Below are 14,300 nucleotides of genomic sequence, written 5' to 3'. Positions count from 1 at the left end.
TTTTTTATCACCTTATTTCTACTGCACGATTACTGCTGCTTGATCGAGTCGTAGACAATTCCGGTCCACACATCGGGCTTCATAAAGCCCTGGCCGTACTTTTCATCAAACTCCTTGGTGGGGTTTGCCGCTATGACTTCTTCTTTGCTCATGCCCTTGTCCACCAGCGCCTTGATGTTGCCTTTCAATTTCACCAGCAAGTCATGGTAGCTCTGCAGCCCTTTCTTATCCGTGAGCGGTCCGTGACCGGGAATGATGCGCGTGTTGTCATCAGACATCTCGATCACTTTGCGCGCATTTTCGATCACGCCGTCCAACACACCGCCCGCGGAAATATCGATATAGGGGTAGCTGCCATTGAAGAAGGTATCGCCCATATGGACCACATTGGCATTTTTGAAATGGATGATCGAATCGCCATCGGTGTGTGCCGGGCCCACATGCTGTACACGGACTTCATCGCCATTCCAGTAGAAGGTGGTGGCATCGGTGAAGGTAATGACTGGTAGCGCATCCGCTGGGGCCGGCGGGGTGGTGCGGTCCCACAGCTTGGTGAACTGTTCGGTACTCATGCGCTTGCGCACATTCTCGTGCGCAACAATCAGTGCACCCGCCTTGCCCATATTTTCGTTACCACCGGTGTGGTCGCCATGCCAGTGGGTGTTGATCACAAAGCGCAGGGGTTTATCGGTGAGCTTCGCCACCTCCGCGAGTATTTTTTCACTCAGCGGGGCGAACTGATCGTCCACCATAAACGCACCGTCTTCCCCCACGAACAGTCCGATATTGCCGCCGAGGCCGGTCAGCATATACAGGTTTTCAGCTACAGGTTCGGATTTGATTTCCACCTTGGAAAAGTCGCGCTGCGCCTGCGCGGACATGGCCGCACTCAAGCTTAAACCAAGCGCCGCCAGTTTCACCAAAAACGCTTTCTTCATTGATTCATCTCCTCAAATTCCTGTAGTTCTTCAATTATTTTTTGTAGACGATCCGGCCTGTCGGTCATGATCCCATCCACCCCCAGGGCGATCAACCGACGCATTTCGGGTTCGTCGTTGACGGTCCATACGTCGACACGAACGCCTCGGATCTGCGCCTGCTGCACACTACTACGATCCACCAGGGTGATACCAGAATAACGCACCGGAATATGCAGCGCCTGATAGCGGGGACTCAACAGGCGGAAGAGGCGCAGTTGACTCGTCGCGACAAAGGCTTTTACTTCGTCAGCCCCTGCTCCAGTGGCCACCTGCGGACAGTCGCGGCGAAATGCGTCTATCGCCTCCTGGTGAAAGGAGGAAACAATCACCAGATTACTTTTCTGGAAGGATTGGAGCTTTTGACACAGCAAACGCGCGGCTTCTGCCTGCGGTGTTTTCAGCTCAACAATCATCGGATAGCGCGGGTAGGCTTTGAATACCTGATCAACCGTAAGGATGCTTTGGGGGTTCTCCCGGTAGGGGTAACTGCTGCCATCCTTGGTCCAATTGTAAGCCACGTTCAACTGGCGCAGTTGCGCCAAGGTTTTATCGCGAATCGCGCCCTGCCCATCCGTGGTCCGATCCACGGTGTCATCGTGCATCAGCACCAGTGCACCGTCTGCCGTCAGGTGCACATCCATCTCAAGAACATCGACCTTCAGGGCGGCCATCTGCTCGAGAAAAATCGCCGTATTGCCCGGGAACAGGCCCTTGCCGGAATCGTCCGCATGGGCAATCACCAGCGGTCGGCGAAACCCTTCCTGTTGGTAACTGGGGAACTGCAGACCGGTGTCTGGCGCAGGGCGTGCGGCCAAAAAGCGCCAGCCAAGAAACAGCAAAGCAGCCAGAACCAGTAGTAACAACAGGCGTTTAAGCATTTTCGGACAATTCACTCGCAGTCAGGTTCGCAGCCAGGCGCGCAGCGCGCTGTTCGCGCCAACGCAATAACAGGGCTTCCAGCCAGAGAGGGAAGAAGATCACAATGTCGTAAACTCGTACCAGCATACCGCCTAAACCGGTAACCGCCGCGCCTGTCAGCCGCAGGGCCATCGACAGAAGGCGCAGGGTGAACGTGGAAACCACGCCGACCACCGTGCGTAAAGACAGCACGAATCGCTCCAGAGGAATCGCCATAAACGCGAGTGCAAATGGCAAGAAAAAACCCATCCCCATTTGCACGGCCACGGTGATCCAGTGCACCGGGCTTCCCACCGCATCGCTGCCAGCAAGCGCTGCACCCTGAGCAAGATCTTGTTGCAACAAGATATCCCGCATATACGCGAGACCCGCCTCCATCGTGGCGAAGAGCACCAGTAGGACAAGCGCTGTCGACTTTATACGATTGCGCAATTTGTCGGCGAGTGCACCGACAGCAGGGAACATACGGGTAATCCGCAGGCTCTCCATAACCAGCACGCCCAGCGAGATCTGCATAAAGATAATCACCAGCGCAGAAATATCGGCCAGCTTGAAGGCACCGAGGGAACTGGCGCTGCCGACTATTTCTGCCATCGGGCGGGCAATCAGGTGAAAGTTCACCAAGACACCGCCGGCGACCATCGCCAGCACCAGTGTCGCGATGAAAAACTGAATCAGTGAGGAGGAAGACAAAATGCGTAGCGCGCGGTCGCTGCCCTGCAGAATTTCCTCATAGCGCTCCATATGTCCGTCGATGGCTTTGGAACGCTGCTGCACTGTGGTCACGGTTTTGTGCATATCCCCGAGACTGGTGAGAATGCCACGCCAGCCCGGCATCATGCGTTTTAACAACAAGTGACGTTCACGCGCGGACTCCCGGTAGGCTTCCAGCGCGCGGCCTTCCGCCTTGCGCATGGAGCCATGGATCGTCTCCAGCACATCGCCAACCACGCCGTCGTGTTTGGAAGGAATTTCGGCAACCGCCTTGATGGCTTTGGCCCAGTTGGTGGGTTCGGGAGGGACCTCGGCGCTGCGCACATAGTCTTCGTCGATGGTAGTGAGCTGCTCGCACAAACGCCGGTGCAGGGATGGGTACTGGGCGAGATCTTTTTTCATCGCCGCTTCGATGCGGCCAAAGTCCCGCTCAAGCTGTCGCTCGGTCGCCTCGCGTCCCGCGGCCAGCAGAACCTCGCGATTGCGCAGTTGCAGGCGTGTCTCCGCTGCCCCAACGGCATTGGCCCCAAGCCGCAGGGACTGGTGAAAAAAGCGCGCCAATGCGTAGATGCCCTGATGGGCGGGTCTGCGCGCCAGAAACAGCGCAACCAGTGCGATGACAAACCACATCCACGGCGGCAAACTTTGGAATAATTCGGCCATGGTACAACGTCCTCCCTGCTGACTGGCAGCAATGCTTATTGGATGCACAGACCTAAGTACTGCTGTGTAAGTCCTGGTTTAAGTCCTGATGGATAACTTCGCTTTATTCGATTCGGGCCGGGGTAACACCCCATGCTATCAAGTGCCGCGAAAGGAATCCCGTGCGCCACGCCACAAATGCGGCAAAAGGCGGATATCCGCGGTTGACTAGCCCAGACGGAAGCGCGAACTACAAAAAAGAGGCTTTTAGCGCCAAAAGATAGCGTGTACCGCCAAGGGACAGGTGTGAGAACGGATTGAGACGGGGGATTTAACGTGCAATAGGGCCGCTAATCGAGCCGTTTGCGGAAGCGCAGAATGGCGAGAGTCATCATCACCACCACAAACACCAGTAACGCGACCAGATCCGGCCACAGCTCCAGAATATCGGCGCCCCGCAACATGATGCCCCGAATCAGGCGCAGAAAGTGAGTAAGCGGCAATATCTCCGCGAGCCACTGCGCCGCCTTGGGCATACCGTCAAAAGGGAACATAAAGCCGGACAGCAGGATCGACGGTAGAAAGACGAAAAACGTCATCTGCATGGCCTGAAATTGCGACTGTGCGCGCGTGGAGATCAGCAGCCCCATAGCCAGGTTCGCCAGAATGAGGAGTAACGCGGCGATGTACACATCCAACAGGCTACCCCGAATGGGCACGCTGAATAGCACTACCCCCAGCAACAGGATCAGGCTGGTTTGCACCAGCCCAATCAGCCCATAGGGCAATACCTTGCCGATCATCAGTTCCGCACGGCTGATGGGCGTGGCAATCAATAACTCCATATTGCCCCGCTCGCGCTCGCGCACGATCGCCACCGAAGTAAACATCACCATTGTCATGGTCAGAATGATGCCGATCAGGCCGGGAACGATATTGATCGCGGAAACGCGCTGCGGATTGTAGAAGGCCACGATGCTGATAGGCCCATCCGGTAAGGGCACTGTTGATTGCCGGTTCGGCAACGCAGTGTCGGTCTCTGGCGGCGGTTCTCCCACCGGAATCTGCGCCAGCTGCTGGGCCGCACTTTGCACTACCGTATCACTGCCATCCACCAGTATCTGCACCGCTTCCTGGCCGAGTGCCAGGCGGCGTTCGTAGTCGTAGGGAATCACCACCCCTACGCTGATCTCGCCACGGCGCAGCATGCCCATCAGTTGATCCGGGGTTTGTGCTGGCGTGACTGGTTCGATGACTTCCGTCGCAATCATGTCCATCACAAACTGACGGGATGCACTGGTTTTAGACTGATCGGCGATCGCCGCCGGCAGGTTACGCAGGTTGAGATTGATGGCGTAACCAAATAGCGCGAGCTGCATAATGGGAATGCCAACGATCATCGCCAGGGTCATGCGGTCTCGCCGCATCTGACGAAACTCCTTGACCAACACCGCGTAAAGACGCCGCCAGTTCAACGTTGCGGCTCCGCTGTGGCGAGCGTGGCGCTATCGCCCGCCTGACGATGGGTGGCCGATACAAACACATCCTCAAGGCTCGCGGCAATTGGTGTAATACGGGCACCGGGTTCGGCACTGCTCAGCGCCTGCTGTAACTTCTGCTGTACCGCAGCCACCTCCCCCTGCCCATCCGTGAGAATGCGCAAGCTATTGCCAATCTGCGCGGCACTGATTACACCGGGCACTTTCAGCAGGCATTCCCGTGCCTGTCGCTGATTTGCGGATTCCACCAATAATATTCGGCCTTTCAGTGCACCGGTCAATTCACCGGGCGTACCGTCGGCCACGAGACGACCGCGATTCAGGATCGCCAGGCGATGGCATCGCTCCGCTTCATCCATGTAGTGGGTGGAAACCAGAATGGTGGTGCCGGCGTCGGTCAGTTCGAACAGCTTTTCCCAGAAGTCGCGCCTGGATTCCGGGTCCACCGCACTGGTAGGCTCATCCAGGAATAACAACTCCGGTTCGTGAATCACCGCCCCTGCCAGTGCCAGGCGCTGCTTCTGGCCTCCGCTCATGGTTCCCGCCAATTGCCCGCTGCGCCCTTCGAAATGATATTCCTCAAGCAGGTCGTCGATACGGGCCCGAGCCTTATTGGTCGGTACATTTTGTACCGCCGCGAGGAACTCCAGGTTCTCGCGCACCGTCAGATCGGAAAACAGGGAAAACTGCTGTGTCATATAGCCGATACGCTGGCGCAGCACTTCCGCCTGAGCGGGAATCTTCAGACCAAGCACTTCGATCTCCCCTGCCGACGGCGTCAGCAAGCCACACAGCATGCGAATGCTGGTGGACTTGCCAGATCCGTTGGGGCCAAGAAAGCCGTATATCTGCTTGCGCGGTGCCGAGAGATCCACATGATCCACGGCCACCAGAGAACCGAATGTCTTGCTCAATCCGCGCGCGCGAATGGCGACATCACTTTCCGACATCATCAGGCTCTTGGGGTTGTTCAATGGGCGGTTGTTCAGAGGGCTGCAGTGCATCGGGCATTTGCCGGCCGTCGTACTCCTCAAGCGGACCCGGCGAATCTGTGCTGAAGAAATCCAGTCGGTCGAACCCGGGTAGTGCGCTGGGCTGAGGTGCAGGAGCTGCTGAGTCCCTTCCCGGTTGAAATTCCACACGCAGTGGCAAGCCGGCAGGCAAGCGAGCGACGCCCTGCCCCGGCGCAAATTGCACCTCGGCAATATAACTGAGGCGGGCGGCATCACTGCCGGTCAACGCGTAGTAAGGCGTAAACGATGGTTCATCGCGCACTACCCGTACCCGTCCGGGATAGGCTACAGGTTTTAGGGCTTTGTCCGCCTTCGCTGAAGTCGTGCTCTCATCCAGCACGATGCGCGCCTGGCGGCCGACGGCGACATCGCGGCGCAGTGACTGTGGAACGTAAACCCTGGCATAGGGTGTATCGCCAACCAGCATCACCACCAGCGAGCCGCCGATCGGGGCCTCGTCGCCTAGCTTGAAAGGAATGCTATCCACCAGCCCGGCACGAGGTGCACGGACAGTGAGTTTCTCCAGCAGCACGCGCTGAGCTTGCGCCTGCGAGCGGGCCTCGGCAAGAGCGGCCTCCCCCTGCTCTATGTCTTCTACCCGATTACCGCGCTCCAGTTCCAGCAACTGCTCTTGTGTGGAGCGCACCTGTGCCCGCGCATTTTGCGTCGCGGCCAGTGCGCCATCGATATCCGCCTGCGAAACGTAATTATTTTTGCCCAGCGCCACCAGGCGCCGGTAATCCGCCTCCCTGTCTACCAGATCCGCCCGCGCGGCAAACAGATCGGCTCTGGCGCGTTCAATTTCTTCTACCCGTGGGCCGACACGCAGTTCCACGAGCGCCGCCTGCTGGCGCGCCACACTCGCTTCCAATGCACGCAATTGCGCCAGGGTCGCCGAAGGGTCAAGCACCAGCAGTAACTGCCCCGCCTCCACCCGCTGCCCCTCGCGCACATGTACCTGCACGATTTTTTCAGCCAGCGGTGCGGGCAGCGCGATACGATCCCACTCCAGCGTACCCAGCACGATATCCTTCGGCTTTTCGCACGCACAAAGAACGAGGCACAAGACACACAGGCGACAAATTAGCGCCGCAAACTTCATGTGAAGATTAACCCGGTGACGCACTGAGCATATTCAGCGAGGGGTATATGATGTGAAACCGGAACCGAAAGCATCCCATGACACATGGATCATCGCCAGCCACATAAAAACCTCCCAAATTTTAAAAAAATAAATTTCGGCAAAACCACTTCAACAAAAAATATCCCCTAAAAACTATAGGTACATGAGAATACTCGGGCTGCCCCATCGATGAAGTATGCAGCGCGAATAAATAATCCAGCTTCTGTCATCGGATTGCGCCGACTTTCCGGGAAATCCGTCTACACTCCATACAAATTTCTCAGGGATTGAGATTTTCCACTTAAGTGGATTGGCATATTTTCCTCCCGAAACGAAGAAGTGGGTTTGTCCCACAACGCGCAGCAATTTAAGACGCATCGGCGAGGAACGTGGGAAGACGCATTTTTTGCCTGATAGTGCCACACAGGTATCTCCTCCCACATGCCCATATCCCTGAGACTCCTTGAGTTAATTATGGGGTCATCTATGCCGATTCTCTTTTTGAGCGATGCCGGCCTTCATGGGGATTTGCTGTTCTCTCTCATTTCAGAATCATTGCCGTTTAGTTGGGAAAAATCGGAATTTGGCAAGCAGAAGCACTGCCTGCAAAACTACGATGCAATCGTCGTAAATTGTTTTGGCCTCGCCGCCAAATCAATCCCGGGAACAGAGTTTCAGTATTTGAAGGGTCTGGAACACTCCCGCGTCCTACTCATCAACCTCCCCGATGATTTACCTGCCCACATAACTACCCCTCTGGAAGAGCGCAAGTTTGTTTTCCTCTGCGATCACCGCACCGGACAACAGGAACTTGTCAGCAAACTTGCCTCAAGCATCCAGAGTTCCCAACTTCAAAGTGATTCCGATTCGAGATCGAGGCTGCTGTTAACCAAGCGGGAGCAGGAAATCCTGGCTCAGCTCACTACCGGAGAGCCAAACAGCATCATTGCGTCGCGCCTGCACTTGAGTGAGCACACCGTAAAAAACCACATGTACAACATCTTTCGCAAGATTGGTGTGAAGAACCGACTACAGGCAAGTAACTGGGCAAAATTGCATCTGCAAGTTGAACGGATATGAGAGCCGCTGTCGCGTTTTGCCTGTCACTAATGACGCCGCTACTTGCATTCTCGCAGGAGGACAACGGTACGCTGGAAGACCAGGTAGTGGCAGAAGATAGCGCCGCTATCGAAGATGAGATTAGCGGCTTCAATATCGACCAGACAATTACCCGCACGGGGCATGATTTCGCACGGTATATGAGTGAGTACCGCAACCTGAATTATCCAGACAGCGACTACAACCTCACGATCCAAGAACGCCCCTCCGCCCGCTGGGGCAATCTGATCTGGATTACCTACAACAACAAAACAGTATTTCGGCGCTTCATCAGCCCTAGCACGAACAATATTCGCCAGCTGGCAGAAGAAGCGTCACAGATGATTCACGAAATGGTTTTACAGGAAAAGGTACGGGCGGCCTTTACCGACCACTTTGATCTAGGCAAGGACGAACTCTGATGAAAATCAAAATAATGCGTCAACTGGCATTTATCGCTGGTATCGCGGTGGGCAGCAGCGCACTTGCTACCGAGCTGATCTACGAACCGACAAATCCGAATTTCGGTGGCAACCCACTGAACGGCACCTTTCTCTTGCAGAATGCCCAGTCTCAGGATGATCACGATGATCCGGACAGCCCGGCAGATCTTTACCAGCAACCCAGCGCGCTGGACCGTTTTACCGACTCGCTGGAAACACGCCTGCTCAACCAACTGCTGACCGATGTGGGTGATGGCAATAGCGGTGAATTGGTCACCGACGACTTCATCGTCCAGATTGTGGATAACGATGGCGTCCTGACGGTACTGATTACCGATCGCTCCACCGGAGACAAGAGTGAAATTGTGGTGAGCGGTTTAAACCCGACGAATTAATGTAGCACTACGCGACCCGAATACACGAACCCACAGACGTTAATCACAAATAGGAAAAAGCTATCAGCGCCAACTAGATGCATCCTGGACTGATCCGCAATCCGAATAATCGCGAATAATATTGGAGACAAGCGTGATGTTTACTAGAGGTTTCAGACTCGTCGCCACCCTTTCGTTTGTGCTCGCCTTGAATGGCTGCGTTCTGGTGAAGCAAACGGGCGAGGCCCTGTTTGGACCTGGCATTCAAGATGCGAAGCTGACGCCGCGTAAGAACACCTTCCGCGACCTGCTTGGGCTGCCTCAACCGCGAGGGAAAATTCTCGCGGCGGTGTACAATTTCCGTGACCAAACCGGCCAGTATAAACCCGCGCCTTCGAGTAGCTTCTCTACCGCAGTTACCCAGGGTGCTGCGTCGATGTTGATGAATGTACTGAATGAATCCGGATGGTTTATTCCACTGGAGCGCGAGGGGCTGCAAAACCTGCTGACGGAGCGCAAGATCGTGCGCGCAGCACTGGCCAAACCCAATGCACCGGAAAATAACCTGGCACTGCCGTCTCTGGTCGCCGCCAACATTCTGCTCGAAGGCGGTATCGTCGCCTATGACACCAATATCCGCACCGGTGGTGCGGGTATTCGCTATTTCGGTATCGGCGCAGACGAGCAATATCGGGTAGATCAAGTAACGGTCAATCTGCGCGCTGTCGACATACGCTCAGGCCGCGTACTCCACTCGGTATTGACGTCAAAGACGGTGTACTCAAAGGCTATCAGTGCGGACGTATTCCGTTACGTGAAGTTCAAGCGCCTCCTGGAAATGGAAGTGGGCACTACCACCAATGAACCCGCCCAGCTCGCCATGCTGTCGGCAATGGAATCCGCCGTGATCCATCTAATTGGCCAGGGTATTGTCGCGAATTCCTGGGCACTGGATAACCCGGAAGATATTAATAACCCGGTACTGCAGTACTACCTGAACGAAGGCACAGCCATCTTGTAGATCGTCTTTTGCCCAGCTTTCTTTCGCTAGAAAAATCTAAGAGAAACATCCATGAATCTCTGGCACACCAAGTTTGCTAGTCCCTACTCGAGATATGTGTCGGTTTTCCTTCTGGCATTTCCCGGATCACTGATGGCACAGGAAATCGAAGGCACGGCATCCGAGCTTTCGACACTGAGTGAACTCGATGTGTCATTCGGCTTTTCTGCCGCCAATATGGCCAATATCTATCAGGAGGGAAATTTCAATCAGGTTTCCGCAAAGCAGACAGGCACGGTGAATTTCCTCTCTGTCCAACAGGCGGGGTTCAACAACCTGGTTGTTGCCAACCAAGCCGGTGACGGCAACAGTAGTGTTGCCACCCAGGCTGGTGAGGGCAATATCGCGGCACTGCTGCAGGCGGGTTATGAAAATCTGATCCTGCTGGAACAGGTCGGCTATGCACATACTGCCGGCATCACCCAGTACGGTGTGCGCAACTCTGCCACGGTCGAGCAGGTAGGGCTCTATCACAACGTCACCATTAATCAGCGCGGAAACGGCTTGAGCACTGCGGTCACCCAGACGGGCGTATCCATGAGCACCACGATTAATCAATATGACTAGTCACACCTTCTCGCGCATCCAAAACCGCGCAACACCCAGGGCAATCAAACCCGCGTTCGCAACGGCTCTGGCGATTGTCGGCTCGCTGTCTGCTTATCTGCCGGAAGCACAGGCTGAGCAAAATATCGTATACCAGTACCAGGAAGGGCTGGATAACTTCGCATTAACTCAGCAGCAGTTTATTAACACTGCAGACAACGAGCTGGAGCAGGATCAGGAAGGTACACAGAACACAGCGGAAGCGACACAGAAACAGGAGAGCGGCAGCCTGATCCAACAGCAACAAGAAGGCATTTTCAATCAGGCCTACGCACAGCAGCAATACGGTACTGGAAACGAAGTGCATAGCCTGCAGGTCGGTACAGAGAACCGCGTAACCAGCCTGCAATCCGTTTCCTATAACAGCCGCACTCAGGTACAACAGGGCGGCTTCGGCAATGAGGCAGACGCGCAGCAACTTGATGGCAACTTCAATGATTTGCGTATCCGACAAGTCGGCATACAGAACCGCGCGGAGATCCAGCAAACCAGTGCGTTTTATGCACGAAGTTTTGTTGCGCAACGGGGCAATGACAATACGACCGCAGTTGCGCAGACCGGTGTCGCCCAACTGTCAATCTCCGTTCAGGAGGGAGCGTTTAACAAGAGCGTGATTCAGCAGTCTGGCACGCTACAACAGTCGGATGTATTTCAGGATGGGCTCGCCAATCAGGCATCGCTGTTGCAAGCAGGTGACGACAATCAGATCGGCGCCCGTCAGAGTGGTAACTTCAACCAGCTGACGATTGAACAGCGTGACGCTATTGGCCTCGGGGGAAATCACCAGGCGACCATAAGCCAGTCAGGTACGCTCAACGCAACCACGGTTAACCAAACCGGGATTTCTTCCAGTGCCACCGTGACCCAGTACGGTGTGGGTAATTCGGTGTCACTCAGCCACTAAGCAGGACGCAATTCGCCCGCTGTCACTCACATTGCCTTCCTGGCAGATATTTCCTTGGTAAAAATACTTTTCACGCCATAACTGTACTATTCAGTTATGAGCGCGTGATTTCCAGAATTATTACTGATTAAAAATTGTACTTTCTTCCTAGTGTTTCATGACTTCCCTCCTATAGCGCCCGACCTTCCCAGCAACAACACTCAAATACACATCGAATACTTTTTGATCAGCGCCGTTCAAAAATATGTCGAGAGACTGTAGCCAACGCTATGGGCCGCGCCAATTCTCCGCACACAAATGGAGAGCGCTGTATGCGCGCGGGCACCGAACTTCAAGAACTTAGGCACCGATGCCTCACGATTGTGTGGAACACGTTTCAACGTGGGGCTTCGTGTCGAGGTATATGGCGCAGGCATGCTGTCGCGCCATCGCTAATCAGCTTCCAAGGGCTGGTTGTATTTAACGTCCGAAGTAAAGGAGCAACTCATGAAGACGTTTACCCCGATTGCCGCTGCAATCTTGCTCGCTGCCAGTGGTTCTGCTTTTGCAGGGAACAATACCGCTACAACACTGCAAACCGGTGTTGGTAACAACGCCAATGTGAATCAGGCGGGTATTCTCACCAACAACAATACCGTGATGCAAGTGCAAACCGGCTTCTTCAATAGTGCCGACGCCTCCCAGTCTGCCGAGAATGGCAGCATGATCATGCAAGTCCAGCTGGGTGCGCTGAACTACGCTTCCTCCACCCAAACCCTCGGCCTCAGTAACACCGCATCGGTTCTGCAGGTAGGTGTCGCCAACACCGCGAAAACCAAGCAAACGGCGTCTGGCCTGTCCTCAGCCTCGATCGTGCAAACTGGCTTCCTAAACTGGGCCAAAATATCGCAAACAGTGAGCCTGCTGAGCTCGGCCTCCATCAGTCAGAATGGCATTGGCAACAGCGCCAAGTCTGTACAATTTCTGAGCCTGCTCGACTCCTCGACGATTAGTCAGAACGGTGCGCTGAACAACGCAGACTCCTGGCAATCAGGTATCCTGCAGTCCTCCAGCATCACGCAATTGGGCCTCGGCAACGACGCGGACACCCGTCAGGTCGGCCTGTTCAACGACGCCAGCATCCTGCAGGACGGCGTTGGCAACCAAGCTGATGTGTCTCAACTGGGCGCCGCAAACTCAGGTTCCAGCTCCCAGTTCGGTTTCTTCAACGACAGTTACATCGGTCAGGTTGGTGTAGGCCATATGGCAACCACCACCCAGGTTGGTGCGTTCAACAACGCACTGGTAGGCCAGTTGGGACTTGTTGGTGATACCGCAACTGCCACCCAGATGGGTATCGGTAACAACGCGGTGATTTTCCAGTAATTCTGGAATCAGCGTTTAACGACGAGCGGCTAAATCAGCCGCTCGTTCGTTATTTATCGACACAGAAAATCACTCACGCTATTTCAAAAAATTCCTTTCGATGTGGGAAGTGAGGGAGTTCAAATGAAGTATCTAGCGCACATCAGTACCGTTGCGATGCTGGCAGTAAGCGGCGCTGCGATGGCCGATACCAATACGGCGTTGCTCACCCAGACAGGTGTCGGCAATACCGCAAGCGTGGACCAGACCGATGCTGCCGCAATGGGCAACACCGTTCACCAGACACAAACCGGCTTTTTCAATCAGGCGCATGCTACGCAGGTTGGTGAAACCGGTAGCGTCATTTATCAAACCCAAGAAGGGTCACTGAATGATGCTTACGCGCTGCAGTCATACGGTGCCGACAACTTTAGCGATATTCAGCAGCAGGGTTTTGCCAATAAGGCAAACACCATGCAAATCGGATCGTTTAATAGCAGCGCGGTGATTTCGCAACAGGGTACCAGCAACAACGCGCGTATTGATCAGGTCGCCGGTACCGACAACACCGCGATCATCCAGCAGAACGGCCTGGTACACAATGCGTACATCGGTCAATTCTTTAGTGCCGATTCTGCGGCCTATGTGTATCAGGAAGGTATCGGGAACGATGCGGCAATTCTGCAGGGCGGCGTTGGTCACACCGCAACGGTCAACCAGGCAGGTGCAGGCAACAATGCAACCGTTACCCAGGTAGGTTTCTATAACGACGCCGTTGTCACCCAGAATGGCTTCGGTAACGACGCCTACATTACGCAGTTTGGCCTGTATAGCAGCGCAACCATCACCCAGGATGGCTCCCTGAACCACGCAAGCATCCTGCAGCAGGGCCTCGGTGGGCACAACGCGATGATTAGCCAGAGCGGAAGCCTGAACAACGCCATGGTAATTCAGAACGGACTGTCTGAAACCGCCATCATCACCCAGGTTGGCGTAGGCAACCTGGCGGTGATTTTGCAGTAGCGCTCGCTATCGCGCTCTACAGTGCACAAACAAACAAGGCGGCCATTGGCCGCCTTGTTTTATCCACAACGGGAAAAATCAGATGTGTTCGACGGAGTCGATTTCGTACTCCACCGCGCCGGACGGGGTGTTCACAACAGCGATATCCCCCTCTTCCTTACCAATCAGTGCGCGCGCAATCGGCGAGTTCACAGAGATTTTCTTCTGCTTCACATCCGCCTCATCGTCACCCACAATTTTATAGGTCACCTCACTGTCATCTTCCATATGGATGATGGTCACAGTAGTGCCGAAAATCACTTTGCCAGACGGCTCGATAGCTTTGACATCGATCACCTGAGCCAGAGACAGCTTGGCTTCAATTTCCTGAATGCGGCCTTCGATAAACCCCTGTTTTTCACGGGCAGCATGGTACTCGGCGTTTTCTTTCAGGTCGCCGTGCTCACGGGCTTCGGCGATCGCCTGTACAACAGCGGGGCGCTGCACCTTTTTCAGGTCTTCCAGCTCGGTGCGCAGTGCTTCAGCACCTTCAACGGTCATAGGTACGCGGTTCATGGGG

The 14,300-nt window shown here is 55.0% G+C and carries 15 protein-coding genes; 8 read left to right on the top strand and 7 right to left on the bottom strand.

The window, feature by feature from the left end; all coding sequences use genetic code 11:
* Nucleotides 1-29 precede the first annotated feature (29 nt).
* The 6 genes from Mag101_RS03675 to Mag101_RS03650 all read right to left on the bottom strand — a co-directional run bounded on the left by Mag101_RS03675 (nt 30) and on the right by Mag101_RS03650 (nt 6,790).
* Complete coding sequence (locus Mag101_RS03675; protein ID WP_077400966.1) at nt 30-938, bottom strand: MBL fold metallo-hydrolase; 909 nt, start codon at nt 936-938, stop codon at nt 30-32.
* Nucleotides 935-1,858 carry a glycerophosphodiester phosphodiesterase gene (locus Mag101_RS03670; protein ID WP_077400962.1) on the bottom strand — a complete coding sequence of 308 codons (924 nt, stop codon included), beginning with the start codon at nt 1,856-1,858 and terminating at the stop codon, nt 935-937. The genes Mag101_RS03675 and Mag101_RS03670 overlap by 4 nt, the downstream gene beginning before the upstream one ends.
* Nucleotides 1,851-3,275: a hypothetical protein gene (locus Mag101_RS03665; protein ID WP_077400958.1), complete on the bottom strand. Its 1,425-nt coding sequence runs from the start codon at nt 3,273-3,275 to the stop codon at nt 1,851-1,853. The genes Mag101_RS03670 and Mag101_RS03665 overlap by 8 nt, the downstream gene beginning before the upstream one ends.
* 329 nt (nt 3,276-3,604) lie before the next feature.
* Nucleotides 3,605-4,729 (bottom strand): ABC transporter permease, encoded by a 1,125-nt coding sequence (locus tag Mag101_RS03660; protein WP_077400955.1) that lies wholly within the window; start codon nt 4,727-4,729, stop codon nt 3,605-3,607.
* Nucleotides 4,726-5,703: an ABC transporter ATP-binding protein gene (locus Mag101_RS03655; protein WP_198040152.1), complete on the bottom strand. Its 978-nt coding sequence runs from the start codon at nt 5,701-5,703 to the stop codon at nt 4,726-4,728. Before Mag101_RS03655 ends, Mag101_RS03660 begins: the two co-directional genes overlap by 4 nt.
* Entirely contained in the window at nt 5,690-6,790 is a 1,101-nt protein-coding gene (locus Mag101_RS03650) for an HlyD family secretion protein (protein WP_077400952.1), read from the bottom strand. Before Mag101_RS03650 ends, Mag101_RS03655 begins: the two co-directional genes overlap by 14 nt.
* Before the next feature lie 585 nt (nt 6,791-7,375).
* Here Mag101_RS03650 and Mag101_RS03645 point away from each other — a divergent pair.
* The 8 genes from Mag101_RS03645 (at nt 7,376) to Mag101_RS03610 (ending at nt 13,741) form a co-directional block, all read left to right on the top strand.
* Nucleotides 7,376-7,969 (top strand): helix-turn-helix transcriptional regulator, encoded by a 594-nt coding sequence (locus Mag101_RS03645; protein WP_077408023.1) that lies wholly within the window; start codon nt 7,376-7,378, stop codon nt 7,967-7,969.
* Complete coding sequence (locus Mag101_RS03640) at nt 7,966-8,409, top strand: curli production assembly/transport protein CsgE (RefSeq protein WP_232325122.1); 444 nt, start codon at nt 7,966-7,968, stop codon at nt 8,407-8,409. The genes Mag101_RS03645 and Mag101_RS03640 overlap by 4 nt, the downstream gene beginning before the upstream one ends.
* Nucleotides 8,409-8,825, top strand: a complete 417-nt coding sequence (locus Mag101_RS03635; protein WP_077400946.1) for a curli assembly protein CsgF — start codon at nt 8,409-8,411, stop codon at nt 8,823-8,825. Before Mag101_RS03640 ends, Mag101_RS03635 begins: the two co-directional genes overlap by 1 nt.
* A 136-nt stretch (nt 8,826-8,961) precedes the next feature.
* Nucleotides 8,962-9,825: a CsgG/HfaB family protein gene (locus Mag101_RS03630; protein ID WP_077400943.1), complete on the top strand. Its 864-nt coding sequence runs from the start codon at nt 8,962-8,964 to the stop codon at nt 9,823-9,825.
* 51 nt (nt 9,826-9,876) lie between these two features.
* Nucleotides 9,877-10,431, top strand: a complete 555-nt coding sequence (locus Mag101_RS03625) for a hypothetical protein (RefSeq protein WP_077400940.1) — start codon at nt 9,877-9,879, stop codon at nt 10,429-10,431.
* Nucleotides 10,424-11,374, top strand: coding sequence for a hypothetical protein (locus tag Mag101_RS03620; RefSeq protein WP_077400937.1), 951 nt, complete (start codon nt 10,424-10,426; stop codon nt 11,372-11,374). The genes Mag101_RS03625 and Mag101_RS03620 overlap by 8 nt, the downstream gene beginning before the upstream one ends.
* 486 nt (nt 11,375-11,860) lie before the next feature.
* Entirely contained in the window at nt 11,861-12,739 is an 879-nt protein-coding gene (locus Mag101_RS03615; protein ID WP_077400934.1) for a hypothetical protein, read from the top strand.
* Between the two features lie 123 nt (nt 12,740-12,862).
* Nucleotides 12,863-13,741 (top strand): hypothetical protein, encoded by an 879-nt coding sequence (locus Mag101_RS03610; RefSeq protein ID WP_077400931.1) that lies wholly within the window; start codon nt 12,863-12,865, stop codon nt 13,739-13,741.
* A gap of 78 nt (nt 13,742-13,819) precedes the next feature.
* On the opposite strand, the gene greA is transcribed toward Mag101_RS03610, so the two are convergent.
* A complete protein-coding gene (gene greA, locus Mag101_RS03605; RefSeq protein WP_077400928.1) occupies nt 13,820-14,296 on the bottom strand; it encodes a transcription elongation factor GreA in 477 nt (158 codons plus the stop codon).
* Between the last annotated feature and the right edge of the window lie 4 nt (nt 14,297-14,300).

The sequence above is a fragment of the Microbulbifer agarilyticus genome (assembly GCF_001999945.1).
GTDB classification, from domain to species: Bacteria; Pseudomonadota; Gammaproteobacteria; order Pseudomonadales; family Cellvibrionaceae; genus Microbulbifer; species Microbulbifer agarilyticus_A.
The sequence above is the reverse complement of the archived record's forward strand: the minus strand, read 5'-3'. Positions and strand labels throughout refer to the sequence as shown.